Here is a 26,645-nt window from a genome sequence, read left to right as displayed (position 1 = left end):
CCGTGGTTCTTTTCTTATAAACTAGTTGAGTGTTTCGGTTGTACTTTTTGCTCAGGGTCGATGTAGTTGATAGCATTATTGACGGCAGTAGGCGCTTCACCCAGTCCTGTCGCAATCAAATCAATCTTTCCTTCATAGTAGCAGCAGTCTCCGATAGCGTAAATACCTGCTTGGCTGGATTCTTGCTTGCTATTAACGATAATCTTGTGTCGGTTGAGGTCCAGACCCCAGTTTTTAAGGTTACCGACAGAAGATTTGAAGCCGTAGTTGACAAAGAGGTGGTCTAGATCAATCGTTTCGGTTTCATCCGATTTGACTTTGGTGATTTCAAGTTTATCAAGTGTTTTTCCAGCTCCAAGGAGTTGGCTAGGAACGAATGGTGTCTTGATAGTCACAGATGATGCTTGCAGGGCTTGCACACTGTGTTCCAAGGCACGGAAGTTATCTCGACGGTGAACGAGAGTAGTTGGGGCGATTTTTTCAAAAGCCAATGCCCAGTCAACTGCTGAGTCCCCTCCACCAAGTATGGTCACTTTCTTACCAGCGTATTGCTGGATGTTGGCAACGTGGTAGTGGATATTTTCATAGTTCTCAACACCGTCTAATTCGAGTGGACGTGGTTTAAAGGCACCGCCCCCCATAGCAATGATGACTGTTTTGCTGAGATGGTTTCCTTTAGTGGTTGTAATGCTAAAGAAATCGTCATTTTTCTTAATCTCAAGAACGGTTTCATTGAGGTGAATAGGTGTGTCGAAGCCATATAACTGCTCAATTAGACGATTGGTTAACTCTTCTCCAGTTAGATTTGGGAAACCTGGCACATCAAGGATTTGTTTTTCAGGGTAGAGGATGGCAGGCTGGCCACCGAGCTGGGGAAGGGAGTCGATGATTTGGACTTTGGCTTGGCGTAGATGGGCGTAAAAGGCAGCAAAGAGGCCGACAGGACCGCCTCCTACAATGGTAATATCATAGAGTTGAGACATGATTTCTCCTTCGTTTTTTCTAGTCAGTTTATTTTATCATAATTTTGCTTAATTTAAAATGAAGTAGGATAGAGAAAAAATGGACAGAAAATGGTATAATAGGTCGGAAAGTGTTTTGACAGGGAGGAGGCCAAGGATGAATTTTCAACAATTATCCAATTGGCAATACTGGACGAGTTTGTTTTCAAGTCCTTGGACTATAGTCACCAATCTGATTGATATTTTGATTGTGACTTATATTTTGTACCATTTTACCAAAGCCATTGCAGGGACTAAAATCATGATCTTGGTTCGGGGAGTTTTGGTCTTTATTCTAGCCCAGATTCTGTCCAATATGATTGGCTTAACGACCATTTCCTGGTTGATCAATCAGATTATCACCTACGGGGTCATCGCAGCAGTGGTTATCTTTTCACCAGAGATTCGGACTGGTTTGGAGAGATTGGGGCGGGCGACAGATTTCTTTTCCAACGCACCTATTAGTGCGGAAGAGCAAATGGTTCGTGCCTTTGTCAAATCAGTCGAGTACATGAGTCCGCGTAAAATTGGTGCTCTGGTAGCGGTGCAGCGCGTGAGAACCTTGCAGGAATACATCTCAACTGGGATTCCCCTAGATGCCAAGATTTCAGCTGAATTGCTCATCAACATTTTTATTCCTAACACTCCCTTGCACGATGGAGCGGTCATTATCCGAGAAGATCGGATTGCTGTTACTTCAGCCTACTTGCCACTAACTGAAAATACAGAGATTTCCAAAGAGTTTGGAACACGCCACAGGGCGGCGATTGGTTTGTCAGAAGTATCTGATGCTCTTACCTTTGTGGTTTCGGAAGAAACGGGTGGAATCTCAATCACCTATAATGGAGTCTTTAAGCATGATTTGACCTTGGAAGAGTTTGAATCGGAGTTAAGAAGAATCTTGCTTCCAACATCAGAGGAAAAACATGGTCTGAAAGAGCGCTTGCTAGGAGGATTGAAACATGAGAAAAAATAGTCTATACATCATTTCTTCCTTCTTTTTCGCCTGCATTCTTTTTATCTATGCGACTTCAACAAACTATCAGAATAATAATAGTGCCAGACAGGTGCGGACGGAAACCTATACCAATACGGTTCTTAATGTCCCAATCGATATTCAGTATGATAGTGACCAGTACTTTATCAGTGGTTTCACATCTGAGGTGACTGTCTTCCTAACTGGATCAAATAGAGTTGCTCTAGCGAGCGAGATGCAGGAAAGCACTCGGAAATTCAAGGTCAAAGCTGACTTAACCAATGCCAGTGTAGGGACCATTGAAGTTCCTCTAACCATTGAAAATTTACCGAGTGGTTTGACGGCTGTTGCAACTCCGCAAAAGATAACAGTGAAGGTCGGTAAAAAAGCAAAACGAGACAATGTAATCGTTGTGCCAGAGATTGATCCTAGCCAGATTGATTCTCGCGTGAAAATCGATACAGTTACTGTGTCAGATGAAAAAGTAACGGTTATTAGTGATGAGGAAACCCTCTCCAAAGTGGATCGTGTCATTGCCATCTTACCAACGAGTGAACGGATAACAGGTAACTATTCAGCTTCTGTTCCTCTACAAGCGGTTGATAAAAATGGAAATGTCTTACCAAGTGTCATTATGCCATTTGATACAACTATGAAAATTACAACGAAACCAGCATCGTCTAGCTCGAGCTCATCATCAACGAGCTCCTCAGCTAGTAGTTCGTCTTCAACGAGTTCAGAAACAAAACCAGACTCGTCTAAACGAGAATAAACAAAGATAGTAGAAAAGGATGATTAACAAAATGGGTAAATATTTTGGGACCGATGGAGTCCGTGGAGAAGCAAACGTAGAACTAACGCCAGAGTTGGCCTTTAAACTGGGGCGTTTTGGTGGTTATGTTCTTAGCCAACATGAAACGGAAGCCCCTAAAGTCTTTGTAGGACGTGATACACGTATCTCAGGAGAAATGTTAGAATCTGCCTTGGTGGCAGGTCTTCTATCAGTAGGGATTCACGTCTACAAACTCGGTGTCCTTGCAACACCAGCAGTAGCTTACTTGGTTAAAACTGAGGGAGCCAGTGCAGGCGTCATGATTTCAGCGAGTCACAATCCAGCCCTTGATAATGGGATTAAGTTCTTTGGTGGGGATGGTTTCAAACTTGATGATGAAAAAGAAGCAGAAATCGAAGCTTTGCTGGATGCTGCTGAAGATACTCTTCCTCGTCCGAGTGCAGAGGGCTTGGGGACCTTAGTGGACTATCCAGAAGGTTTGCGTAAGTATGAAGGCTATCTTGTTTCAACTGGAACTCCTCTTGAGGGAATGAAAGTGGCTTTGGATACAGCCAACGGTGCAGCATCTACAAGTGCCCGTCAGATTTTCGCTGATCTAGGTGCCCAGTTGACTGTAATCGGGGAGACACCAGATGGTCTTAACATCAACCTAAATGTTGGTTCAACACACCCAGAAGCTCTCCAAGAACTAGTCAAAGAAAGCCAGTCAGCTATTGGTTTGGCCTTTGACGGAGACAGCGACCGCTTGATTGCTGTTGATGAAAATGGCGACATCGTTGATGGTGATAAAATCATGTACATCATCGGGAAATACCTTTCTGAAAAAGGACAGTTAGCTCAAAACACCATCGTAACAACCGTCATGTCTAACCTTGGTTTCCATAAGGCTTTGGATAGTGCTGGCATTAACAAAGCAGTCACTGCAGTTGGAGATCGCTATGTTGTCGAAGAAATGAGAAAATCAGGCTACAATCTTGGTGGTGAACAGTCTGGTCACGTTATCTTGATGGATTACAATACAACAGGTGATGGTCAATTATCAGCTGTCCAATTGACCAAAATCATGAAAGAAACAGGTAAGAGCTTGTCTCAACTGGCAGCAGAAGTGACGATTTACCCACAAAAACTGGTCAATATCCGAGTGGAAAATGCCATGAAAGAAAAAGCCATGGAAGTACCAGCCATCAAGAAAATCATCGAAAAGATGGAAGAAGAGATGGCAGGAAACGGTCGTATCCTTGTCCGTCCAAGTGGAACAGAACCCCTCTTGCGTGTCATGGCAGAAGCGCCTACAACAGAAGAAGTCAACTACTATGTAGATACGATTGCTGCTGTGGTTAAAGATGAAATCGGAATTGACTAAAGCCTAGAAAACTAGATGAAAATAAAAAAATATGTTACAATGACAGTGTAATTTGTATTTATTGGAGAGAAAAATGAACCTTAAACGAGAACAAGAATTTGTTAGCCAGTATCACTTTGATGCTCGTAACTTTGAATGGGAAAATGAAAATGGAGCTCCTGAAACAAAGGTAGACGTGAACTTTCAGTTACTCCAACATGACCAAGAAAACCAAGTGACTTCTTTAGTTGTTATCTTGAGTTTCATGATTGTCTTTGACAAATTTGTCATCAGTGGAACGATTTCCCAAGTTAACCATGTGGAAGGTCGTATTGTCAACGAACCAAGCGAATTTAACCAAGAAGAAGTCGAAAACTTGGCGCGTCCATGCTTGAACATGCTCAACCGTTTGACGTATGAAGTAACAGAAATCGCCTTGGATCTTCCAGGGATCAATTTGGAGTTTTAGTCATGAAATTAGCTGTCATTACAGATTCTTCAGCCTATTTAGAGGAGAAGACGCTGCAAAGAGAGAATCTATATATCTTGGATATTCCTGTCAATATTGATGGGGAGGAGTATGTCGAAGGTGTGAATCTGACTGCTGAGGAATTTTATCAAAAGATGGCTCAGTCTGCAGAATTGCCTAAGACCAGTCAACCAAGCATTGCCAAATTGGATGAGATTTTAAGTTCCTTGAAAGAAGAGGGCTACACCCACGTCTTGGGACTCTTCCTTTCGTCAGGAATTTCAGGCTTTTATCAGAATATCCAATATATGTTGGACGAGTACGAAGGTTTGACCATTGCCTTTCCTGATACCCATATCACAAGTGCTCCTCTAGGATTTATGGTGGAGAGTGTCTTTGAATGGGCAGAACAGGGCGATGATTTTGCTCAGATTCAGGAGAAATTGGCTATCCAAATAGCTGATAACTCCGCCTTTATCATAGTAGACGACCTTGATCACTTGGTTAAGGGAGGTCGTCTGTCAAATGGGGCGGCCATCCTAGGAAATCTTCTCAGTATCAAGCCCATTCTTTACTTCAATGACCAAGGTGTGATTGAAGTTTACGAAAAAGTTCGTACGGAAAAGAAGGCAACCAAACGTTTGGTCGAAATCATTAAAGAGTTGACAAAAGACGGGGACTACCGTATCACTGTCATTCATGGCAATGCTCCCCAAAAGGCGGCAGATTTGCGCCAACTCTTGATTGAGGGTGGTGTGAATTCTGAGATTCCAATTGTTAGCTTTGGTAGTGTCATTGGGACCCACCTTGGAGAAGGCAGTATCGCTTTGAGCTATACGCCAGTTGTCTAGATTTGTCTGGGCAGGTTTTGTATCTTAGCAATTGAACACGTCTGGAACCCTGTGTGAAAAAGATAGTTCTTCCAAGGAGTAGACACTCCTTGATCAGAACTCCTATTTTCACTTTATGTTCTTACAGGCTTTGTATCTTGATAATTGAACACGGACTACCTGCCTCTTGAAAAAAGATGCCTGTCTTGCCTTTCATGGAAAGTCAGCGCCATTCCTTATTTTTCATGGGCAACTAGCGTCCTTTGTATCTTGAATAGGAGTAGAGATGAGTATTCGAGTAATTATTGCCGGTTTTAAGGGGAAGATGGGTCAAGCTGCCTGCCAGATGGTCTTGGCTGATCCTGACTTGGACTTGGTTGCAGTTTTGGATCCTTTTGAGTCTGAATCAGAATGGCAGGGGGTTCCTGTCTTCAATGATAAGGCTGCCTTGGCTGGTTTTGAAGCTCATGTCTGGGTAGACTTTACTACACCAGCCGTTGCCTACGAAAATACCCGCTTTGCCCTTGAAAATGGCTTTGCTCCAGTAGTTGGAACAACAGGCTTCACTAGTGAAGAAATTGCAGAATTAAAAGCACTTTCCCGTAAGCAAAATTTGGGTGGTTTGATTGCCCCTAACTTTGCCTTGGGTGCTGTCTTGCTCATGCAATTTGCGGCCCAGGCTGCTAAATATTTCCCAAATGTGGAGATTATCGAGCTTCATCATGACAAGAAAAAGGACGCTCCAAGTGGAACAGCCATCAAAACAGCTGAGTTGATGGCAGAAGTTCGAGAGTCTATTCAGCAAGGTGCGCCTGATGAGGAAGAGTTGATTGCTGGTGCCCGTGGTGCTGACTTTGATGGCATGCGCATCCACTCAGTCCGTCTACCAGGTTTGGTAGCCCATCAGGAAGTCATCTTTGGCAATCAGGGAGAAGGATTGACTCTCCGTCATGACTCCTATGATCGCAGCTCCTTCATGACAGGGGTGAATTTGGGAATCAAAGAAGTTGTCAAGCGTCATGAGCTTGTCTATGGATTAGAACACTTATTATGAGATTAACGCAAATGCCTTCTGAATTTCAGAAGGCTTTACCAGTATTAGAAAAAATTAAAGAAGCAGGCTTTGAAGCCTATTTTGTTGGGGGTTCCGTCAGAGATGCCCTACTCAATCGTCCCATCCACGATGTGGATATTGCGACTTCTTCTTATCCAGAAGAGACCAAGCAGATTTTCTCTCGTACAGCCGATATCGGAATCGAGCACGGAACCGTCTTGGTTTTAGATGGAGACGAGGAGTATGAGGTGACGACATTTCGGACAGAGGATGTCTATGTAGACTATCGCAGACCTAGTGCAGTTTCCTTTGTGCGTTCACTAGAAGAAGACCTCAAACGCCGTGATTTCACAGTCAACGCTTTTGCCTTGGATGAGACAGGTGAAATTATTGATTTGTTCGATGGTCTCAAAGACTTGGAAAACCAAGTTTTGCGAGCAGTGGGTGTTGCTAGTGAGCGTTTCAACGAAGACGCTCTACGTATTATGCGTGGTTTTCGTTTTCAGGCCAGTCTTGGTTTTGAACTTGAGAGAGAAACATTCGAAGCGATGAAATCCTTGACTCCGCTCTTGGAGAAGATTTCTGTAGAACGTACCTTTGTTGAATTTGACAAGCTCTTGCTAGCACCTTTTTGGAGAGTTGGCTTGTCTTCCATGATTGAGAGTCAAGCTTATGACTATCTCCCTGATATGGCAGGAAGTCGGGACAAGCTTAACAGACTGTTTGATTTGGAGACTGATTTCACCTTTGAGTCTTCTGAGCAAGCCTGGGCGGCCCTCTTGTGGGTACTAGAAATTGAGGATGCTCAACCATTTTTGAAGCATTGGAAAACCTCACGTCAATTTGCCAAGCAGGTTCAGGATTTGCTGACTATTTTAGCTTTGCGTGAAAAGGGAGAATTGAGCAAGCGTGATTGTTACCGCTTTGACTTGGATTCCCTTCTACAAGCTGAAAGGCTTCGTCAGGCCCAAGGAAAAGCAGTCAATCCACAAGCCATTACAGAAACTTACCAGAGTTTGACCATTCATGATAAGAAAGAAATCCAAATCAATGGAGGTATTCTCATCAAAGAGTACGGCTACCAGCCTGGTCCAGATTTGGGAGAGATTTTAACAGAGATTGAGTTTGCCATTGTTGATGGAGAATTGGACAATGACCGCGAAGCCATCCATGATTACCTGAGGGAGAGAAAATGAGTGATTTTATCGTTGAAAAGCTAAGCAAATCAGTTGGGGATAAGACAGTCTTTAAAGATATTTCCTTTATTATCCATGATTTGGATAGAATCGGTCTGATTGGTGTTAATGGAACGGGTAAGACCACTCTTTTGGATGTTCTTTCGGGAGTTTCAGGTTTTGATGGGGATGTCAGTCCTTTTTCAGCTAAGAGTGATTACAAGATTGGCTACCTGACTCAGGATCCAGAGTTCGATGATAGCAAGACGGTCTTGGATACGGTTCTATCTAGCGACCTCAAGGAAATCCAGCTCATTCGTGAGTATGAACTCCTCATGCTCAACTACACTGAGGACAAGCAGGCTCGTTTGGAACGGGTCATGGCTGAGATGGATTCTCTCCAAGCTTGGGAAATCGAAAGTCAGGTCAAGACCGTTCTCAGCAAGCTGGGGATTCAGGACTTGTCGACTCCAGTTGGGGAATTGTCAGGTGGTCTGAGAAGACGGGTTCAGTTGGCGCAAGTTCTCCTAGGCAACCACGACCTCTTGTTACTGGATGAGCCGACCAACCATCTGGACATTGCGACCATTGAGTGGCTGACACTCTTTTTGAAAAATTCCAAGAAGACGGTTCTCTTTATCACCCATGATCGCTATTTCCTAGACGCGTTGTCAACACGAATTTTCGAGTTGGACCGAGCTGGTTTGACGGAGTATCAGGGCAATTATCAGGACTATGTTCGTCTCAAAGCAGAACAAGATGAGCGTGACGCGGCACTTCTCCACAAAAAGGAACAACTCTATAAGCAAGAATTGGCCTGGATGCGCCGACAACCGCAAGCACGTGCGACCAAGCAGCAGGCTCGTATCAATCGTTTCCACGACTTGAAAAAGGAAGTTTCAGATAATCCTACTGAGACAGACTTAACCATGAACTTTGAGACCAGTCGGATTGGTAAGAAGGTCATCGAGTTTAAAGATGTTTCCTTCGCTTATGAGAACAAGCCGATTTTACAAGATTTTAACTTCTTGGTGCAAGCCAAAGACCGTATCGGTATCGTTGGTGATAATGGCGTCGGAAAATCAACTCTTCTTAATCTCATTGCTGGAATTCTTGAGCCGACAGCAGGTCAAGTCATCATCGGTGAAACAGTCCGTATCGCCTATTTCTCTCAACAACTCGAAAGCTTGGATGAAAGCAAACGAGTCATCAATTACCTGCAGGAAGTAGCAGAAGAGGTTAAGACTAGTGGTGGTTCTACGACTTCCATCGCTGAGTTGCTGGAGCAATTTCTTTTCCCACGTTCGACACATGGAACCTTGATTGAGAAGTTGTCTGGTGGCGAGAAAAAACGCCTTTATCTCCTTAAACTGCTCTTGGAAAAACCAAATGTTCTCCTCTTGGACGAGCCAACAAATGACCTAGACATTGCGACCTTGACAGTTTTAGAGAATTTCTTGCAAGGTTTTGCTGGGCCTGTTTTAACAGTCAGTCACGACCGCTATTTCCTGGACAAGGTAGCGACCAAGATTCTAGCCTTTGAGAATGGCAACATTCGTCCTTTCTTTGGTCATTACACAGACTACCTTGACGAAAAAGCTTTTGAAACAGATATGGTCAATCAAGTTCAAAAGGCCGAAAAGGAAAAAGTGGTCAAGGTCAGAGAAGATAAGAAACGCATGACCTACCAAGAAAAGCAGGAGTGGGCAAGCATTGAAGCAGATATTGAGTCCTTAGAAAACCGTATCGCTGCTATTGAAGAGGAGATGCAGGCCAATGGTTCTGATTTTGGTAAACTTGCGACACTTCAGAAAGAGCTCGATGAAAAAAACGAAGAACTCCTTGAAAAATATGAACGCTATGAATATTTAAGTGAGTTAGCATGATGGAAGGAAAAGTCATTAAACGTAGTCCAAAGAAAATTATTTGGAATGCCTTGTTTGGCCTAGCTTCTGTGCTTTTCTTCTTGTTACTTCTCTATTATCTCCATTCGTATTCACAAAAGGGGACCAGACTTCATACGATAAGTCTTTTGTTAATGCTGCTTGTACTTTTTTGCGCCGGAGTCGTAGTTTATCAGACCTACAGACTGTTAAGCTCCGATAAGGAATATTTGAGATGTACTGTTCAAGGGTTTTACTACAAACCGAATCCAAAGAAAGCCAGTCATTTCTATGCTTGGGCTGATGTAGAGGACTTTTTCTTCTCTCGGATTCGAGGGAAGTATGGGGATTCTTATCGGATTGAAGTTTATTTTAAAAACAAGGATAATGTGAGATCCCAATCACTTCTAGCCCTACCGAAGAGAAGGTGTTTCTCTTTTCATCAGTCAGCAGATTTGATCATCCCTATCATTCTACTAGATGTAGGTCTTCCTGAAAGGGTATACGAGACCATGAAGTACTATGAGAGAGAATGGCGTATCGAACAAAATCGTCAAGCAAGAAAAGAGACAAAACAAGCTTCGAAAAGCAAATCTTCCAAACAGCTATAAGCCAGTTTAGCTTAAAGAAAATCAATCAAAAAAGCCCTATCCACTGGATAGGGTTACTGTTTGTCTTCTTTTTTTGTTTCCTGGTGGAAGATATTTTGCCAAGTTTCGTGGCGACGCCAGATACTGGTATGGACGATACCATCTAACTCATAGCAAATGAGCTTGGTTTTCTGACTAATGGAGGTAATCTGAATGTCCGTAATCGCAGCTTTAGGTTCTTTCTCAGCTTGATAGGAAACCTTATCCATCTGCTCTCCATCTTGGCGGATATAGATAAAGTCTTCAGATAGGAGTTCTTCCAGTTGATTGCCTTGGTCAATCAATTGCTCACGCATGAGTAGTTTTTTATAGACATTATCCAAAATTTCGTCTTCAGGTATAGGAGCAGGTTCGATATGGACATCGGTATCAAAGACTCCAAAACGATCTTCCAGCATAGATTCGACCTGGTCTGCAATTTCATGACTTTCATAGACTGATAGGTCGGGATTCATCTCCAACGTGATGTCAAGGTAGATATTACTACCGTAGGTACGACCTCTTTGGGACTTGACCTTACTAATCTTTGGAATCTCCATGATAGCCTTCTGATAATCTTCCAGCAGACGGTCGTCAAAACCATCTGAAAGACTGAAGGAAGACTCGATAAAGATATCATATGCTGTCTTTAAGATAAAGAAAGTGATGATGATAGCAACCAGTTTATCCACGATTGGATAGTTGAAGCTGCTGGCTAGGATGGCAATGGAAGTACCAAGCGAGGTGACTGCATCAGAAAGATTATCTTTAGCAGCTGCCTTCAGAGCCTTGGATTTGGATTTCTTACTGAGGCGAGTATTATAGAGATAAACGGTGAACATGACTGCCGCAGATAAGACTCCTAGAGTAGCACCCAGAGGGTCAATGTGTGTTTGTTCTCGACTGAGAATTTTTTGAATGGTGTCCCGCAGAACATCAAAGCCAACGTAGAACATGATGATGGAAGTGATCAAACTAGCCAGGTCTTCAATCTTCCAGTGGCCAAAACGGTGATCACGGTCAGCGGGCTGGCGCGCCATCCGAATCCCGATCAAGAGAGTCACATTTGCAATGATATCCGACACGTTGTTGAAACCATCGGCTACCAAACTGGAAGAATGAAGGAGGTGGCCAGTCGCCAATTTTGCCGCAGACAAGATCAGATAGGTCGAAATACTGATAATGGCCCCACGTTCCGCTAACTTGAGATTTGACATGGATTGGTTCATCGGACTTCCTTTCTAGTCGTATAATATTCTACCATTATACTGGTTTTCAAAGGAAAATTCAAATAAGGCAGTTTTTACTCTTTGAAAATTATTCAAATTTTGATATAATAGTACTACTCAAGGGAGTAGCTGGCAGAAACCTGTGATAGTGTCGTCATTCCGAATTGTATACTGCAAAGTATGCTTTCCGGCGCTATCTTAAACAGCGAGACTTGTTATGATTAACAGGTCTCTTTTTGTTTGTCATAAAACCAAAAGAGAGCTTGTTTTGCACACAAAGTCAAGGAGGAGACACATGTCAAAAGAACAAAAACGCCAAGCGTTTTATACTCAAAGTCCTGAAGAGGTCTTGAAGTCGGTTGAAGCAACTGAGCAAGGCCTTTCGTCAAGCGAAGCACAGAAACGCCTAGCTGAATATGGACGTAATGAACTCGAAGAGGGTGAGAAAAAATCTCTCTTGGTTAAATTCATCGAACAGTTTAAGGATTTGATGATTATTATTTTGGTGGCTGCAGCCATCTTGTCTGTCATAACTTCTGGTGGGGAAGATATTGCAGATGCCGTCATTATTCTAGCCGTTGTTATCATCAATGCAGCTTTTGGTGTTTACCAAGAAGGAAAAGCAGAAGAAGCCATCGAAGCTCTCAAGTCGATGTCTAGTCCAGCTGCTCGCGTTATCCGTGATGGGCACATGGCTGAGATTGACTCAAAAGAATTAGTGCCAGGTGATATCGTTGCTCTTGAAGCAGGTGATGTAGTACCAGCGGACCTACGTTTGCTAGAAGCCAATTCTCTTAAAATCGAAGAAGCTGCCTTGACAGGTGAGTCTGTTCCAGTCGAAAAAGACTTGACAGTCGATCTTGCTGCAGATGCTGGTATCGGTGACCGTGTCAATATGGCTTTCCAAAACTCAAACGTGACTTATGGTCGTGGTCTTGGTGTTGTTGTCAATACAGGTATGTACACTGAAGTTGGTCATATCGCTGGCATGCTCCAAGATGCGGATGAGACAGATACACCACTCAAGCAAAACTTGAACAACCTTTCTAAAGTCTTGACCTATGCAATTTTGGTCATTGCCCTTGTTACTTTTGTAGTTGGAGTCTTTATTCAAGGAAAAGATCCACTTGGTGAGTTGATGACCTCTGTTGCGCTTGCTGTTGCAGCCATCCCAGAAGGACTTCCAGCTATCGTGACCATCGTTCTTGCCTTGGGTACTCAAGTTTTGGCAAAACGGAACTCTATCGTTCGTAAGTTGCCAGCAGTAGAAACACTTGGTTCAACTGAGATCATCGCTTCTGATAAGACTGGTACGCTGACTATGAACAAGATGACCGTTGAAAAAGTCTTCTATGACGCAGTCCTACATGACTCTGCTGATAACATTGAACTCGGCTTGGACATGCCTCTTCTTCGTTCTGTTGTTTTAGCGAATGATACTAAGATTGATGCAGAAGGAAACCTGATCGGGGATCCAACGGAAACAGCCTTCATCCAGTATGCCTTGGACAAGGGTTATGATGTTAAAGGATTTTTAGAGCAATATCCTCGTGTCGCTGAGTTGCCATTTGACTCGGACCGCAAGCTCATGTCAACTGTTCATCCATTGCCAGATGGGAAATTCCTAGTAGCGGTTAAGGGAGCTCCAGACCAACTCTTGAAACGTTGTGTTGCTCGTGATAAAGCTGGCGATGTCGCTCCGATTGACGAGAAGGTTACAAACCTCATCCATACAAACAACTCTGAAATGGCTCACCAAGCCTTGCGTGTCCTTGCAGGTGCTTATAAGATTATTGATAGCATTCCAGAAAACCTCACTTCTGAAGAACTGGAAAACAACTTGATCTTTACTGGTTTGATCGGTATGATTGACCCTGAGCGTGCCGAAGCGGCAGAAGCCGTTCGTGTAGCTAAGGAAGCAGGAATCCGTCCAATTATGATCACTGGTGACCATCAAGACACAGCGGAAGCCATTGCCAAACGTCTGGGAATCATCGATGAAAATGACTCGGAAGACCATGTATTGACAGGTGCAGAGCTCAACGAACTTTCTGATGAAGAATTTGAAAAAGTAGTTGGTCAATACTCTGTTTACGCGCGTGTATCACCAGAACACAAGGTTCGTATCGTGAAAGCTTGGCAAAACCAAGGTAAGGTCGTTGCTATGACAGGCGACGGTGTTAATGACGCCCCAGCTCTGAAAACAGCCGATATCGGTATCGGTATGGGAATCACTGGTACAGAGGTTTCTAAGGGTGCATCTGACATGATTCTTGCGGATGATAACTTTGCGACCATCATCGTCGCAGTTGAAGAAGGACGTAAGGTCTTCTCAAACATTCAAAAGACTATTCAATATCTTCTTTCTGCCAATACGGCTGAAGTTTTGACCATTTTCCTATCAACCTTGTTTGGTTGGGATGTTCTACAGCCAGTTCATCTCTTGTGGATCAACTTGGTGACCGATACCTTCCCAGCTATCGCTCTTGGTGTTGAACCTGCTGAGCCAGGTGTTATGACCCACAAACCACGTGGACGTAAGTCAAGCTTCTTCTCAGGTGGAGTCATGAGTTCTATCATCTATCAAGGTGTACTCCAAGGGGCACTCGTCTTGACTGTTTATGGTCTTGCTCTTGCTTATCCGGTCCATGTAGGAGATAATCAAGCCATTCACGCGGATGCCCTCACTATGGCCTTTGCAACACTCGGTTTGATTCAGCTCTTCCATGCCTACAATGTTAAGTCTGTTTACCAATCCATCTTGACAGTTGGACCATTCAAGTCTAAGACCTTCAACTGGTCTATCTTGGTATCTTTCATTCTTCTCATGGCAACAATCGTCGTAGAACCACTTGAAGGTATCTTCCACGTAACCAAACTAGACTTATCGCAATGGGCTATTGTTCTAGCTGGAAGCTTCTCAATGATTCTTATCGTAGAAATCGTTAAGTTTGTTCAACGTAAACTTGGTCTTGATAAGAACGCGATTTAAAAAGAAAGTCATCTTCGGATGGCTTTTTTTGCATTTGAGGGAAAGGACTAGAAGTTACCTCCTTTTGTGTTATAATAAAGTGAAGTTGTAAGGAGTGTAAGAGAATGGAAAAGAAAATTGTCCGAGATGTCTTATTCTTGTCGCAGGTCTCGAAACCTGCAAGTCAAGAAGACCTTTATCTGGCTAAGGATTTGCAGGATACCCTGCTGGCTAATCGCGAAACCTGTGTCGGTCTGGCGGCCAATATGATTGGTGTGCAGAAGCGCGTGATTATCTTTAATCTTGGCCTAGTTCCCATGGTTATGTTTAATCCGATTCTTCTTTCCTATAAAGGACCTTACGAGACAGAGGAAGGTTGTTTGTCTTTGACTGGGGTTCGAACGACGATTCGTTATGAAACGATTACGGTATCCTATCGCGATAGCAAGTGGCAGGAACAGACTATTACGCTAACAGATTTTCCAGCTCAGATATGCCAACATGAACTGGATCATTTGGAAGGACGGATTATTTAGGAGGAACTCCGATGAAACGCATACTCTTTGAACTTGTTTTTATCGCAACGACTTGGTATATCTTTTTGCCCCCCTTCAATCTTACTAGCTGGGAATTCATCTTCTTTCTCTGTGGGCATCTGGTGGTGATGGGGATTTTGTTTAGTTTCCGCAAGGATACTAATCTTCTCAAAACTGTTCATGTACGTCATGGCAAGCCTGCTAACGAGCTCAATCTAGAAGGGTTCCATTTTAATAAATTAGGTGGAATATTATTACTGGTGGCAGGCCTCATCTTTGCCCTTGCTGGTCTGGTTAGCCTAGTGACCTCTAGCTTTTTCCAAGCAAAAAACTATGCTAATGTGGTGTCTATCACAGAAAAAGACTTTAAAGATTTTCCTAAGAGTGATACCAGTAAGGTTCCGATCTTGGATCGGAGCACTGCAGAAAAGATTGGGGACCGTTATCTGGGCTCTCTGACAGATAAGGTCTCCCAGTACGTCGCAGCAGACACCTATACCCAGCTAACAGTTGATGGCAAACCCTATCGGGTAACTCCTTTGGAGTATGCCGATCCCATCAAATGGTTCAACAATCAAGCCAAGGGAATTGGCGAGTATATCAAGGTTGATATGGTGACAGGGAATGCGGAATTGGTAGATTTAAAAACACCGATGAAGTATTCGGACTCCGAGTATTTTAACCGTGACGTCAAACGTCATCTTCGAATCAAGTATCCGACTAAGATTTTTAAAACCCCATCCTTTGAGGTGGATGATGAAGGCAATCCTTTCTATGTAGCAACCGTTTATCAAAAACAGTTTGGTCTAGGAGTCCCTCGTCCTTCATCTGTTATTATCTTGGATGCTACCAATGGCGAAACCAAGGAATACAGCTTGGATGAAGTACCAGAATGGGTGGATCGTGTCTATCCAGCAGAAGAAACCATCGAGCAAATTAACTACAACGGCAAATATAAAGACGGCTTCTGGAATGCCTTGATTTCTAAGAAAAACGTCACCCAAACGACAGAGGGTTATAACTATCTTTCTATCGGAAATGACATTTATCTCTACACAGGGGTGACTTCAGCAAATGCTGATGAAAGTAATCTAGGATTTATCCTTGAAAATATGCGCACTGGTGAAATCACCAAGTACAATCTAGCTTCAGCAACCGAAGAATCAGCCCGTGCTTCTGCAGAAGGAGCCGTTCAGGAGAAGGCCTACAAGGCTACCTTCCCTATCCTTGTTAATCTCAATGACAAGCCTCTTTATATCATGGGCTTGAAGGACAATGCAGGCTTGGTCAAGGAGTATGCATTGGTCGATGCCGTGGAGTACCAAAACGTTATCGTAGCAACTACGGTAGATGAACTCCTTAGCAAATATGCCAATAAAAACGACCTCGAGCTTGATAATGAAACGGTAGAAAACATCAAGGGAGTGGTTTCAGATCTTAAATCAGCTGTCATCAAGGGGGATACCGTCTACTTCTTTAAAGTTGATGGCAAGATTTATAAGGTCAAGGCTTCAGTGTCAGACGACCTTCCTTACCTCGAAAATGGCCAAACCTTCGAAGGTCAAGTTGGAAAAGATAATTATCTCAAGACCTTTAAAGTACAATAATACTCTTCGAAAATCAAATTCAAACTACGTCAGCGTCGCCTTGCCGTACTCAAGTACTGCCTGCGGCTAGCTTCCTAGTTTGCTCTTTGATTTTCATTGAGTATAAAAATAGGTTTTCTCAGTTCAAGGAGAAAAAAGATAAATTCTTATCTATCTTAACAAGCTTAGCTGGCACAGCCCTTGTTCTCGTGGCTATCTGGTTAGGGTGGCCAAAATAAACAAAGAAACCTCGGTGTGAACCGAGGTTTTTAAGATGAAATTCTTGGTCGTGATTGAAAAATATGCTACACTAACAATATGAAAATTTTAATCCCAACAGCAAAAGAAATGAACACAAACCATCCTTGTATCGAAGCGCTCCCTTTGAGGGAAGAAAGTCAGGCAGTCCTTGACTCACTGGCGCATTACTCAGCTAGTGAATTAGAGACTTTTTATAAGGTATCTGCCGAGAAAGCAGAAGAAGAGTACGGCCATATTCAAGCTTTAAAAGATCACAGGGCTAAACATTATCCAGCCTTGAAACTTTTCGATGGTCTCATGTATCGCCACATCAAACGAGATGGGTTAACCGAGGCTGAACAAACCTATCTTGAAAATCATGTCCTAATTACCTCGGCTTTATACGGTGTTGTCCCTGCCTTATTTCCCATGGCTCCTCACCGTTTGGACTTCTTGATGAAGTTAAAAGTTGCTGGTAAGACTTTAAAGAGTCATTGGAAGTCAGCCTACGATGAGGTCCTACAGGATGAGAACTTGATATTCTCACTCTTATCATCAGAGTTTGAAACCGTATTTTCGAAGGAAATTAGAGAAAAGATGGTGACCTTCAAATTTATGGAGGACAAGGCAGGTCAGCTGAAAATCCACTCAACTATTTCAAAAAAAGCCCGTGGCGCCTTTTTGACCGCCTTGATAGAGGGGCAAGTCCAAACAGTCGAACAAGCTCGCCAGCTCAGTTTTGCAGGTTTTGACTACCAACCTGATTTATCAAGTAACTTAGAACTCGTCTTTTTAAAACAAGTGTAAAGTATCTTTAATTCAAAATAATATAAGCTGTCCCCAAGAAGTCAACCTCTTAGTTTGACCTTTTGGGGGCAATTTTTTCGCTCTGTTGTAAAATGAAGTGCAACACAAAAGACATGTCTATCTGATATACTAGAGTTGCGAAAAACAGTATAAAGGAAGAGAAACATGTCCACAAACTATTCTACCACAAATCAATCATACAAGCACTTATCTGAAGCTGAGCGAGGAGAAATTGAAGCTTATTTAAGCGTAGGACTCAAACCTGTTGAGATTGCTCGTAGACTGGGAAGAAATCGCTCTACCATTACTCGTGAAATGAATCGAGGTTCTATAACACAAGTGAAACAAGTAAATAGACAGAAGGTCTATTATTAACACTATTATGCAGATGCTGCCCATAACCGCTATCGTCAGGCCAGAGAAGGCAGCTATTATCTGAAACTGGATCGTGTATCGGACGACTTTATGACAAAATTTACAGAAGCAATGAGAGAGAAACCAAGGGTGCATAGCGTGGATACCTTTGTTCATATCTATAAACTCCAACATGTAGATGTAGTTGTTCCTTCAACCAAGACGCTCTATAACTATATCCATCAAGGTTTGTTAGAGATTAAGGCTATTGATTTACCAAGAGCAGTGCGGATCCGTAAGAAATTTAACAAGCGTCCCTCTACCAAGAAACATCTAGGAAAGTCAATTGAAGAAAGGCCAGAAGAGATCAATAATCGCTCCCGTTTTGGAGATTGGGAAATCGATTCTGTTCTGGGGGGAAAGACAGTAGGAGAACCTTCTATTCTGACCTTAGTAGAACGACAAACACGCTATACTGTCACAGAGAAACTCGTCGAAAAGAAAGCAGAGTATGTCAATCAAGCAGTCTTAGAGTGTATGAAACCTTATCCCATTAAGTCCATATTGAGTAAGATAGAGAGATTAGATCTCTTAAAACGCTTTAAAGAAGACCAAGAAAATTGGCAAAATGCCTAAGACATAGAAAATCAAGTAGTCACTAGGATTACCTGATTTTTTGTATGTAAGAAATAAAACAAAGGTTCCTAAGGGTAAAGAAAAATATAGGATAATGATAGAATGAGAGCCCTCTCTTTTTGGGGATATATTCAGACAATCAGTTTGAAATTTCCAGACAAAATTTTTGAAAGGAATCTGAAAAAGAGTTAAGATAGTTTATGTAAGAAGAAGTAAACGCTTACTTAATAAGGAGGACACTTTATGTCATATAAAACAAGCAATGCAGAAGGACCTGTAGATTTTATTAATACCTATGATTTGGAGCCAATGGCGCAACAAGTTATTCCTAAAGCAGCATTTGGCTATATCGCCAGTGGTGCGGAAGATACTTTTACTTTACGGGAGAATATCCGCGCCTTTAACCACAAGCTCATCGTTCCGCACACTCTTTGTGATGTTGAAAATCCAAGTACAGAGATTGAATTTGCAGGTGAAAAATTGTCTTCACCAATTATTATGGCGCCTGTTGCAGCTCATAAATTGGCAAATGAACAAGGTGAAGTAGCTACTGCGCGTGGTGTACATGAGTTTGGTTCCCTCTATACAACCAGCTCTTACTCTACTGTGGACCTTCCAGAAATTACAGAAGCCCTTCAAGGGACACCTCATTGGTTCCAATTTTACTTTAGTAAGGATGACGGGATCAACCGCCATATCATGGACCGTGTGAAGGCTGAAGGTTATAAAGCGATTGTCTTGACCGCAGATGCTACTGTAGGAGGCAATCGTGAGGTCGATAAGCGTAATGGTTTTGTCTTCCCAGTTGGCATGCCGATTGTTGAAGAATATCTGCCAGAAGGCGCTGGAAAATCAATGGATTTTGTCTACAAATCAGCTAAACAACGTTTGTCTCCACGTGATGTAGAGTTCATCGCTGAATACTCAGGACTTCCTGTTTATGTCAAGGGACCACAATGCCGTGAGGACGTTGAACGTTCGCTTGCTGCGGGAGCTTCAGGTATCTGGGTAACCAACCACGGTGGTCGTCAAATCGACGGTGGACCAGCTGCCTTTGACTCACTTCAAGAAGTAGCAGAAGCAGTTGACAAGCGCGTGCCTATTGTCTTTGACTCAGGTGTTCGTCGTGGTCAACACGTCTTTAAAGCCTTGGCTTCAGGAGCAGACTTGGTAGCTATTGGCCGCCCTGTTATCTATGGCTTGGCACTTGGTGGTAGTGTTGGTGTGCGTCAGGTCTTTGAGCACTTGAATGCAGAATTGAAGACGGTCATGCAGTTGTCTGGAACTCAGACTATTGAAGATGTCAAGCACTTCAAACTCCGTCACAATCCTTACAATCCAACCTTCCCAGTTGACCCACGTGACTTAAAATTGTATTGATAAAACAGATTGCCTCCGCATAATGTGGAGGTTTTTATTCGTGTATAGAAAGATTAAATCGTTATCAGAAACTATATAAATATATTTTCCAGTCAAATATCTTGCTAGGGCTTTCATTTTTTGTTATACTGGTCCAGTAATTAAATAATAAAGACATTTGGGGTGCTTTAGGCTGAGATGATACCCATTGAACCTGATACAGTTAATACTGGCGAAGGGAAATGTGAAAAGATTTTTTTCGTATGTCGAAAAGAACCGTCTAATCTTGTAAGGTAAACTCTAATTCTTAATTGTAATTGGAGTTTTTTTGTTTATACAAACTGGATAGGCTTGTTTAGGTAGCTCTCTGCAAATGCCCTCGATGTTCTTTAAAAGTATCAAGTGGAATTACGATTTTGCTTGGTGTCTCTTGATATTTTATTGATTACTAAGGAGTAAAGAAAGGAAAAATAAATATGGAAACACAAAACTATGCATTTCAGCCAGGTTTGACCGTTGGAGAATTATTAAAAAGCAGTCAGAAGGATTGGCAGGCTGCAATCAATCATCGTTTTGTTAAGGAACTTTTTGCGGGGACAATTGAGAATAAGGTCTTAAAAGACTACCTGATTCAAGATTATCATTTCTTTGATGCCTTCTTATCCATGCTTGGTGCTTGTGTAGCTCACGCAGACCAGCTTGAATCCAAACTTCGTTTTGCCAAGCAACTAGGCTTTCTTGAAGCAGATGAAGATGGTTATTTCCAAAAGGCTTTCAAAGAGTTAAAAGTAGCAGAGAATGACTATCTAGAAGTGACCTTGCACCCTGTAACAAAAGCCTTTCAGGAGCTAATGTGTTCTGCTGTGGCTTCATCAGACTATGCTCATCTTTTGGTCATGCTAGCCATTGCAGAAGGTCTTTATTTAGACTGGGGTTCTAAAGATTTGGCTCTACCTGAAGCCTATATTCATTCGGAATGGATCAATCTCCACAGAGGTCCTTTCTTTACAGAGTGGGTTCAATTTCTGGTTGACGAACTCAATCGTGTCGGGAAAGGTAGAGAAGATTTGACAGAACTTCAGCAACGCTGGAATCAAGCAGTTGCTTTAGAATTAGCTTTTTTTGATATTGGTTATGAATTATAGAACAGATGCAATACTTTTATGTAGATTAAAAGAATTAACAAACAAACCATATAAATATATTTTCCAGTCAAATATCTTGCTAGGGCTTTCATTTTTTGTTATACTGATCCAGTAATTAAATAATAAAGACATTTGGGGTGCTTTAGGCTGAGATGATACCCATTGAACCTGATACAGTTAATACTGGCGAAGGGAAATGTGAAAAGGTTTTTTTCGTATGTCGAAAAGAACTGTCTAATCTTGTAAGTCAACTCTAATTCTTGATTGTAATTGGAGTTTTTTTGTTTATCAAAAGAGGATAGGCTTGACGGCAAGCCTTTGAGTAGCTCTCTGCAAATGCCCCACTTTTCTTTAAAAAAGGAGTTTTTTATGTTGAAAAAATGGCAGTTAAAAGATGTCATCTTACTTGCTTTCTTATCTATCTTTTTTGGTGGCGTTTTTGTGGGTTCAGGCTATCTGTTTGATATCCTCACCCTGATCTTAGCCCCTCTTGGTTTACAGGCCTTTGCCAATGAAATCCTCTTTGGTCTCTGGTGTATGGCTGCGCCCATTGTGGCTATCTTTGTTCCAAGAATCGGAAGTGCAACGATTGGAGAAGTGCTTGCTGCGCTTGCTGAAGTTCTTTATGGTAGCCAATTCGGTCTAGGCGCTCTTTTGTCTGGCTTGGTTCAAGGTCTGGGAAGTGAATTTGGCTTTCTTGTGACCAAGAATCGCTATGAAAGTTGGCTCTCTCTAACCGCCAATAGTATTGGGATTACGATTTTTAGCTTTGTCTATGAATACATTAAATTAGGTTACTATGCCTTTTCTCTTCCTTTTGTCCTTTCCTTGCTTGTGGTGCGTTTTATTTCAGTCTTTTTCTTCTGTACCATCTTGGTTCGTGCCATTGTCAAACTCTATCATCAGTTTGCAGCCGGAGGAAAGGCGTAGATGGGGCTGGAACTACGGGGGATTCAGTCCCCAATCTTTTCGGAGCCGATTGCTTTTACTTTTCATGCGCAAGCTTTTACCTTATTAGTTGGGAGCAGTGGTTCAGGAAAATCCAGTCTCTTTCAAATCATTGCCCAAGTCAGTTCCTTGCCCTGTAGTGGTCAAGTCTTGGTAGATGGGAGTGAGGTCAGTCAGCTTTCTATCGTTGAACGTGTCCAGACGGTTGGTATTCTCTTTCAAAATCCCAATTATCAATTTACCATGGAGAACTTGTTTGAAGAGCTAATTTTTACCTTGGAGAATATTGGCTATCCTGTTCAGGAGATTGATGATAAAATAGAAGAGGTGGTCCGGCAATGTCGTTGTAAGGCAATCTTGCACCGTCCCATTCATCACTTATCAGGTGGGGAAAAGCAAAAAGCTGCTTTGGCTGTTCTCTTTGCCATGAATCCTAGGGTCTATCTCTTAGATGAACCCTTCGCTTCCATTGACCGAAAGAGTAGGATAGAGATCCTAGAGATTCTAAAGGAGTTGGTCTCTAATGGGAAGACAGTCATCCTGTGCGACCATGATTTATCAGACTATGGAGCCTACATTGACCATATGGTGGAGCTGAGAGACGGGCAACTAAGGGAAGTGTTTCAAATCCCTACCTCTGAGATGACACAGGTTGCTTCAAAGGAAGTTGCCTTTAGCCCAGAACTATTCCATATGGACCGTGTGACTTGTGAGCTGGGGAATCACCTTCTCTTTTCGATTGCGGATTTCACATTTTACCAAGGGATTTCCTGTATCCTGGGTGACAATGGCGTCGGGAAATCAACCCTCTTTCGCTCCATTCTTCAATTTCAAAAGTATAAAGGGCGCATTACTTGGAAGGGTTGGGTTCTTAAAAAGAAAAAGAGTTTGTATCGTGACTTGACAGGTGTTGTTCAGGAAGCTGAGAAGCAGTTTATCCGAGTCAGTCTGCGAGAGGAACTTCAAGTAGATGTTCCAGATACTGTGAGAAATCAGCGGATTCTCCAAGCTTTACGATATTTTAATCTGGAGCAGGCGCTTGATAAGAGTCCCTATCAATTAAGTGGTGGCCAGCAAAAGATTCTTCAGCTATTGACCATCTTGACCAGCAAGGCTTCTGTGATCTTGCTAGACGAGCCATTTGCTGGTTTGGATGATAGAGCCTGCCATTATTTCTGTCAGTGGATTGTGGAGGAGAGCAATCAAGGGAGAAGTTTTTTGATCATTAGCCATCGTTTAGATCCTTTGATTTCTGTGGTTGATTATTGGATTGAGATGACTAGTGAGGGGCTCAGTCATCTCCAAGACGTGACCATCAGCAAACCTCTCAGTTTTCTGAGTAGCAATGCTCAAGGGGAGGTGAGGTAGTATGATCAAAGTCGCAACCCAGACACCGATACTCAGTCTCTTCTTTCTAATTTTATCCTTGGAAACATCCTTCATTCCTTCGATTGCTCTTAATCTTTCGGTAGCCGCATTTTGCATTCTCTTCATGCTTTACTACCGTCGATTTAAGATGTCGACTTGGATGATTGTGCTCGCCATTTTACCATCCTTTGCTAACTACTGGGCAGTTCAGTTACATGGGGATGCTTCGCAGGCAGTGATACTTGGAACGAGGGCCTTTGTGACTGTTTGTATCGGCCTTGTCTTTGTTTCCAGTATTTCCCTAAAAGAGCTTCTCTTGTACTTGGCTCAAAAGGGGTTATCACGGTCTTGGGCCTATGCCTTAATTGTGGTATTCAATTCCTTTCCCCTCATTCAGCAAGAAATCAAGTCCCTCAAGGAAGCTTGCTTATTGCGTGGTCAAAAATTGCATGTTTGGTCTCCCCTGATTTACAGCAAGGTTCTGATGACGGTCTTTAGGTGGCACCATCTTTACTTGAGAGCTCTGTCTGCACATGGATATGACGAACATGCACAGTTGGAGAATAGTTATCGGACTTTTTATATTTCTCAGAGGACAAAATTGATCTACCTACTTTTCTTTTTATTGCTTCAAACCAGTTTGTTTCTATAAAGGAGTTATTATGGAATTTACAGATATTGCGATGGAATTATCCAAGGAAGCTTGGCAGGCTTCCTTTCATCACCCATTTGTTTTACAGTTACAAGAGGGAACGTTAGAACCTTCTATTTTCCGCTATTACCTGATTCAGGATGCCTACTATCTGAAGTCTTTTTCAGAAGCCTATCACCTCTTGGCTGATAAGACTTCAAACGAGGAGATGAAAAGACTCTTGAAACAAAATGCTCAGAGTCTAGTGGAGGGTGAGTTGTTTATCCGCCAACAATTTTTCAAGGAATTAGGAATCAGCGACCAGGAAATGGAGCAACATCCAATCGCTCCAACTTGTTATCATTATATTTCTCATATTTATCGGCAATTTGCAGAGTCAAATTTGGGTATTGCTTTTGCTAGTTTACTTCCATGTCCTTGGTTATACCATGATTTGGGCAAGGCACTTAATCGCAAACCATCCCCGAATCCTCTTTATCAACAGTGGATTGAAACCTATATCACCGATGAATTAGAGCAGCAGATTAAAGAGGAAGAAGCGCTGGTCAATCAGCTCTATCAAGAAAGTGACGAGACGGACAAACAAAAAATGCTAGAGGCCTTCCACCGAAGTGTCCACATGGAAGCCAAGTTTTGGGAGATGGCTTACCAACATCAAACATGGACGAGTGATTTGCAGTCCTTAGAAAAAGAGAAGAAATAGAAAATGAGAAACCACCAATTACAAGTTCACAAATTAACTATTTTATCCATGATGATTGCCCTTGACGTAGTTCTTACACCCATCTTTCGAATTGAAGGAATGGCACCGATGTCTAGTGTAGTCAATATTCTGGCAGGAATCATGATGGGACCTGTTTATGCCTTGGTTATGGCTACAGTGACAGCCTTTATCCGTATGTCTACTCAAGGCATTCCCCCTTTGGCCCTAACAGGAGCTACCTTTGGAGCCCTCCTTGCAGGTCTCTTTTATAAGTATGGTCGAAAATTTTACTTTTCTGCCCTAGGAGAAATCTTGGGAACAGGGGTTATCGGTTCCATTGTTTCCTATCCTGTTATGGTTCTCTTTACAGGATCTGCGGCGAAGCTCAGTTGGTTTATTTATACTCCGCGATTTTTCGGAGCGACCTTGATTGGTACAGCCATAGCTTTCCTCGCCTTTCGATTTTTAATCAAGCAGGAATTCTTTAAAAAAGTGCAGGGATATTTCTTTGGAGAAAGGATAGAATGATGCAGAAATTGACAAATCCTTTCCCTCTGGCAACCAGTTCCTTGATTCACTGCATCACCAATGAGATTTCCTGCGAGATGCTAGCCAATGGCATTTTGGCTCTGGGATGCAAACCAGTCATGGCAGATGACCCCCGTGAGATTCTTGATTTTACTAAGCAAAGCCAGGCTCTCTTCATCAATTTGGGGCATTTGTCAGCTGAGAAGGAGAAAGCAATCCGTCTGGCAGTTTCTTATGCATCTCAAACTTGTCTCCCAATGGTAGTAGATGCGGTTGGCGTAGCGGCTTCCCCCATTCGTAAGAATCTAGTCAAAGATCTTTTAGAATACAAGCCCACGGTCCTTAAAGGAAATATGTCGGAAATCCGAAGTCTTGTTGGTTTAAAGCACCATGGAGTTGGGGTTGATGCGAGTGCTAAAGACCAAGAAACGGAGGATTTGCTTCAAGTCTTGAAAGACTGGTGTCAGACCTATCCTGGTATGTCATTCTTAGTCACTGGTCCCAAGGATCTCATCGTTTCGGAGAATCAGGTTGCAATATTGGGAAATGGCTGTGCAGAATTGGACTGGATAACAGGGACAGGAGACTTGGTTGGAGCCTTGACAGCCGTTTTTCTCAGCCAAGGAAAGACTGCCTTTGAAGCTTCTTGCCTAGCGATCTCTTATCTCAATATCTCTGCTGAGAGAATCGTTGTTAAAGGAATGGGATTGGAAGATTTTCGTTACCAAGTTCTCAATCAACTCTCTCTCCTAAAAAGAGACGAAAACTGGCTAGAAGCCATCAAAGGAGAATTTTATGAATAGAGAATCACTTAAACTGTATCTAGTAACTAATCGCTACCAAGATTCCTTGGAAAGCTTTCTTGAAAAAGTCGAGACGGCCTGCCGTTCAGGTGTTACTATTATCCAACTACGAGAAAAAAATCTCACCACCAATCAATACTATCAACTGGCAAAACAAGTCAAGGAAATAACAGATGCCTATCAGGTGCCCTTGATCATCGATGATCGGTTGGATGTCTGTCTTGCAGTCGATGCAGCAGGTCTGCATATCGGCGATGATGAACTACCAGTTTCGGTTGCCCGCAAAGTCCTAGGTTCTGAAAAAATCCTAGGTGTCACTGCTAAAACAGTTAAAAGAGCTCTCGAAGCAGAAACATGGGGTGCGGATTACTTGGGAACAGGAGCCATTTTCCCAACCACGACCAAGGAAAATGCTCCCATCACTCTGATTTCAACCTTGAAAACAATTTGCCAAACGGTCGCCATTCCAGTAGTTGCTATCGGAGGCTTGACGTCAGAGAATATTGACCAACTTATCGGCACGGGTATAGCTGGAGTAGCCGTAGTACGTGATTTGATGCAGGCAGAAGATATTGAGGCAAAAACGCAAGCCTTTTTAACAAAGCTGGATGACATTATTTCCTAATCA

The 26,645-nt window shown here is 42.6% G+C and carries 25 protein-coding genes, 1 pseudogene and 2 riboswitches; of the genes and pseudogenes, 24 read left to right on the top strand and 2 right to left on the bottom strand.

Annotation, left to right across the window (positions count from 1 at the left end):
* Positions 1–14: 14 nt before the first annotated feature.
* Positions 15–983, bottom strand: a complete 969-nt coding sequence (locus tag DF216_RS07640; protein WP_061454472.1) for an NAD(P)/FAD-dependent oxidoreductase — start codon at positions 981–983, stop codon at positions 15–17.
* 136 nt (positions 984–1,119) lie between these two features.
* On the opposite strand from DF216_RS07640, the gene cdaA reads away from it, so the two are divergent.
* The 9 genes from cdaA (at position 1,120) to DF216_RS07595 (ending at position 10,134) form a co-directional block, all read left to right on the top strand.
* Positions 1,120–1,977, top strand: coding sequence for a diadenylate cyclase CdaA (cdaA, locus tag DF216_RS07635; protein ID WP_129326460.1), 858 nt, complete (start codon positions 1,120–1,122; stop codon positions 1,975–1,977).
* The gene (locus DF216_RS07630; protein WP_129326459.1) at positions 1,964–2,749 is read left to right on the top strand and encodes a CdaR family protein; all 786 of its coding nucleotides are present in this window, start codon (positions 1,964–1,966) and stop codon (positions 2,747–2,749) included. Before cdaA ends, DF216_RS07630 begins: the two co-directional genes overlap by 14 nt.
* Before the next feature lie 31 nt (positions 2,750–2,780).
* A complete protein-coding gene (gene glmM / locus DF216_RS07625; protein WP_129326488.1) occupies positions 2,781–4,133 on the top strand; it encodes a phosphoglucosamine mutase in 1,353 nt (450 codons plus the stop codon).
* A gap of 73 nt (positions 4,134–4,206) precedes the next feature.
* A complete protein-coding gene (locus DF216_RS07620; RefSeq protein ID WP_001050090.1) occupies positions 4,207–4,581 on the top strand; it encodes a DUF1149 family protein in 375 nt (124 codons plus the stop codon).
* Between the two features lie 2 nt (positions 4,582–4,583).
* Entirely contained in the window at positions 4,584–5,432 is an 849-nt protein-coding gene (locus tag DF216_RS07615; RefSeq protein ID WP_125827954.1) for a DegV family protein, read from the top strand.
* Positions 5,433–5,697: 265 nt separating this feature from the next.
* The gene (gene dapB / locus DF216_RS07610) at positions 5,698–6,465 is read left to right on the top strand and encodes a 4-hydroxy-tetrahydrodipicolinate reductase (RefSeq protein WP_125827953.1); all 768 of its coding nucleotides are present in this window, start codon (positions 5,698–5,700) and stop codon (positions 6,463–6,465) included.
* The gene (locus DF216_RS07605) at positions 6,462–7,661 is read left to right on the top strand and encodes a CCA tRNA nucleotidyltransferase (protein WP_129326458.1); all 1,200 of its coding nucleotides are present in this window, start codon (positions 6,462–6,464) and stop codon (positions 7,659–7,661) included. Before dapB ends, DF216_RS07605 begins: the two co-directional genes overlap by 4 nt.
* The gene (locus DF216_RS07600; protein WP_129326457.1) at positions 7,658–9,526 is read left to right on the top strand and encodes an ABC-F family ATP-binding cassette domain-containing protein; all 1,869 of its coding nucleotides are present in this window, start codon (positions 7,658–7,660) and stop codon (positions 9,524–9,526) included. The genes DF216_RS07605 and DF216_RS07600 overlap by 4 nt, the downstream gene beginning before the upstream one ends.
* On the top strand, positions 9,523–10,134 hold the full coding sequence (locus DF216_RS07595; RefSeq protein WP_061454481.1) for a hypothetical protein: 612 nt from the start codon (positions 9,523–9,525) through the stop codon (positions 10,132–10,134). Before DF216_RS07600 ends, DF216_RS07595 begins: the two co-directional genes overlap by 4 nt.
* Positions 10,135–10,187: 53 nt before the next feature.
* Here DF216_RS07595 and DF216_RS07590 read toward each other — a convergent pair whose 3' ends face one another.
* Positions 10,188–11,381, bottom strand: a complete 1,194-nt coding sequence (locus tag DF216_RS07590) for a cation diffusion facilitator family transporter (protein WP_129326456.1) — start codon at positions 11,379–11,381, stop codon at positions 10,188–10,190.
* Positions 11,382–11,676: 295 nt separating this feature from the next.
* Here DF216_RS07590 and DF216_RS07585 point away from each other — a divergent pair, with 295 nt between their 5' ends.
* From DF216_RS07585 to thiE, 15 genes and pseudogenes are all read left to right on the top strand, one after another.
* A complete protein-coding gene (locus DF216_RS07585) occupies positions 11,677–14,373 on the top strand; it encodes a cation-translocating P-type ATPase (protein ID WP_129326455.1) in 2,697 nt (898 codons plus the stop codon).
* 104 nt (positions 14,374–14,477) lie between these two features.
* Positions 14,478–14,888, top strand: a complete 411-nt coding sequence (locus DF216_RS07580; RefSeq protein WP_129326454.1) for a peptide deformylase — start codon at positions 14,478–14,480, stop codon at positions 14,886–14,888.
* 11 nt (positions 14,889–14,899) lie between these two features.
* Positions 14,900–16,495, top strand: coding sequence for a hypothetical protein (locus DF216_RS07575; RefSeq protein WP_129326453.1), 1,596 nt, complete (start codon positions 14,900–14,902; stop codon positions 16,493–16,495).
* An 86-nt stretch (positions 16,496–16,581) separates the two neighbouring features.
* Positions 16,582–16,713: a DUF3953 domain-containing protein gene (locus tag DF216_RS07565; RefSeq protein WP_002874755.1), complete on the top strand. Its 132-nt coding sequence runs from the start codon at positions 16,582–16,584 to the stop codon at positions 16,711–16,713.
* A 79-nt stretch (positions 16,714–16,792) separates the two neighbouring features.
* Positions 16,793–17,521 (top strand): peroxide stress protein YaaA, encoded by a 729-nt coding sequence (gene yaaA, locus DF216_RS07560; RefSeq protein ID WP_125827945.1) that lies wholly within the window; start codon positions 16,793–16,795, stop codon positions 17,519–17,521.
* 165 nt (positions 17,522–17,686) lie between these two features.
* Positions 17,687–18,466, top strand: a pseudogene (locus DF216_RS07555) (IS30 family transposase); the annotation flags it as partial.
* Between the two features lie 288 nt (positions 18,467–18,754).
* Positions 18,755–19,891 (top strand): L-lactate oxidase, encoded by a 1,137-nt coding sequence (lctO, locus tag DF216_RS07550; RefSeq protein WP_084877879.1) that lies wholly within the window; start codon positions 18,755–18,757, stop codon positions 19,889–19,891.
* A gap of 148 nt (positions 19,892–20,039) precedes the next feature.
* Positions 20,040–20,128, top strand: a riboswitch (TPP riboswitch).
* Positions 20,129–20,346: 218 nt separating this feature from the next.
* Positions 20,347–21,015, top strand: a complete 669-nt coding sequence (locus tag DF216_RS07545; RefSeq protein ID WP_129326452.1) for a TenA family protein — start codon at positions 20,347–20,349, stop codon at positions 21,013–21,015.
* 123 nt (positions 21,016–21,138) lie between these two features.
* Positions 21,139–21,227: riboswitch (TPP riboswitch) on the top strand.
* Between the two features lie 157 nt (positions 21,228–21,384).
* Positions 21,385–21,945: an ECF transporter S component gene (locus DF216_RS07540; RefSeq protein ID WP_164979020.1), complete on the top strand. Its 561-nt coding sequence runs from the start codon at positions 21,385–21,387 to the stop codon at positions 21,943–21,945.
* Complete coding sequence (locus tag DF216_RS07535) at positions 21,946–23,331, top strand: ATP-binding cassette domain-containing protein (RefSeq protein WP_129326450.1); 1,386 nt, start codon at positions 21,946–21,948, stop codon at positions 23,329–23,331.
* A 1-nt stretch (position 23,332) separates the two neighbouring features.
* Entirely contained in the window at positions 23,333–23,983 is a 651-nt protein-coding gene (locus DF216_RS07530; protein ID WP_129326449.1) for an energy-coupling factor transporter transmembrane component T, read from the top strand.
* Positions 23,984–23,993: 10 nt separating this feature from the next.
* Entirely contained in the window at positions 23,994–24,686 is a 693-nt protein-coding gene (gene tenA / locus DF216_RS07525; protein ID WP_129326448.1) for a thiaminase II, read from the top strand.
* A gap of 3 nt (positions 24,687–24,689) precedes the next feature.
* The gene (thiW, locus tag DF216_RS07520) at positions 24,690–25,214 is read left to right on the top strand and encodes an energy coupling factor transporter S component ThiW (protein WP_129326447.1); all 525 of its coding nucleotides are present in this window, start codon (positions 24,690–24,692) and stop codon (positions 25,212–25,214) included.
* A complete protein-coding gene (locus tag DF216_RS07515) occupies positions 25,214–26,017 on the top strand; it encodes a hydroxyethylthiazole kinase (RefSeq protein WP_129326487.1) in 804 nt (267 codons plus the stop codon). Before thiW ends, DF216_RS07515 begins: the two co-directional genes overlap by 1 nt.
* The gene (thiE, locus tag DF216_RS07510; protein WP_129326446.1) at positions 26,010–26,642 is read left to right on the top strand and encodes a thiamine phosphate synthase; all 633 of its coding nucleotides are present in this window, start codon (positions 26,010–26,012) and stop codon (positions 26,640–26,642) included. Before DF216_RS07515 ends, thiE begins: the two co-directional genes overlap by 8 nt.
* Positions 26,643–26,645 lie beyond the last annotated feature (3 nt).

This window comes from Streptococcus oralis (assembly GCF_004127215.1).
Lineage (GTDB): Bacteria > Bacillota > Bacilli > Lactobacillales > Streptococcaceae > Streptococcus > Streptococcus oralis_BD.
This window is presented reverse-complemented; position numbering and strand designations above follow the sequence as displayed.

Coding starts and splice junctions, on each gene's coding strand:
- DF216_RS07640 (WP_061454472.1), bottom strand. CDS start 983: ATGTCTCAACTCTATGATATTACCATTGTAGGAGGCGGTCCTGTCGGC.
- cdaA (WP_129326460.1), top strand. CDS start 1,120: ATGAATTTTCAACAATTATCCAATTGGCAATACTGGACGAGTTTGTTT.
- DF216_RS07630 (WP_129326459.1), top strand. CDS start 1,964: ATGAGAAAAAATAGTCTATACATCATTTCTTCCTTCTTTTTCGCCTGC.
- glmM (WP_129326488.1), top strand. CDS start 2,781: ATGGGTAAATATTTTGGGACCGATGGAGTCCGTGGAGAAGCAAACGTA.
- DF216_RS07620 (WP_001050090.1), top strand. CDS start 4,207: ATGAACCTTAAACGAGAACAAGAATTTGTTAGCCAGTATCACTTTGAT.
- DF216_RS07615 (WP_125827954.1), top strand. CDS start 4,584: ATGAAATTAGCTGTCATTACAGATTCTTCAGCCTATTTAGAGGAGAAG.
- dapB (WP_125827953.1), top strand. CDS start 5,698: ATGAGTATTCGAGTAATTATTGCCGGTTTTAAGGGGAAGATGGGTCAA.
- DF216_RS07605 (WP_129326458.1), top strand. CDS start 6,462: ATGAGATTAACGCAAATGCCTTCTGAATTTCAGAAGGCTTTACCAGTA.
- DF216_RS07600 (WP_129326457.1), top strand. CDS start 7,658: ATGAGTGATTTTATCGTTGAAAAGCTAAGCAAATCAGTTGGGGATAAG.
- DF216_RS07595 (WP_061454481.1), top strand. CDS start 9,523: ATGATGGAAGGAAAAGTCATTAAACGTAGTCCAAAGAAAATTATTTGG.
- DF216_RS07590 (WP_129326456.1), bottom strand. CDS start 11,381: ATGAACCAATCCATGTCAAATCTCAAGTTAGCGGAACGTGGGGCCATT.
- DF216_RS07585 (WP_129326455.1), top strand. CDS start 11,677: ATGTCAAAAGAACAAAAACGCCAAGCGTTTTATACTCAAAGTCCTGAA.
- DF216_RS07580 (WP_129326454.1), top strand. CDS start 14,478: ATGGAAAAGAAAATTGTCCGAGATGTCTTATTCTTGTCGCAGGTCTCG.
- DF216_RS07575 (WP_129326453.1), top strand. CDS start 14,900: ATGAAACGCATACTCTTTGAACTTGTTTTTATCGCAACGACTTGGTAT.
- yaaA (WP_125827945.1), top strand. CDS start 16,793: ATGAAAATTTTAATCCCAACAGCAAAAGAAATGAACACAAACCATCCT.
- lctO (WP_084877879.1), top strand. CDS start 18,755: ATGTCATATAAAACAAGCAATGCAGAAGGACCTGTAGATTTTATTAAT.
- DF216_RS07545 (WP_129326452.1), top strand. CDS start 20,347: ATGGAAACACAAAACTATGCATTTCAGCCAGGTTTGACCGTTGGAGAA.
- DF216_RS07540 (WP_164979020.1), top strand. CDS start 21,385: ATGTTGAAAAAATGGCAGTTAAAAGATGTCATCTTACTTGCTTTCTTA.
- DF216_RS07535 (WP_129326450.1), top strand. CDS start 21,946: ATGGGGCTGGAACTACGGGGGATTCAGTCCCCAATCTTTTCGGAGCCG.
- DF216_RS07530 (WP_129326449.1), top strand. CDS start 23,333: ATGATCAAAGTCGCAACCCAGACACCGATACTCAGTCTCTTCTTTCTA.
- tenA (WP_129326448.1), top strand. CDS start 23,994: ATGGAATTTACAGATATTGCGATGGAATTATCCAAGGAAGCTTGGCAG.
- thiW (WP_129326447.1), top strand. CDS start 24,690: ATGAGAAACCACCAATTACAAGTTCACAAATTAACTATTTTATCCATG.
- DF216_RS07515 (WP_129326487.1), top strand. CDS start 25,214: ATGCAGAAATTGACAAATCCTTTCCCTCTGGCAACCAGTTCCTTGATT.
- thiE (WP_129326446.1), top strand. CDS start 26,010: ATGAATAGAGAATCACTTAAACTGTATCTAGTAACTAATCGCTACCAA.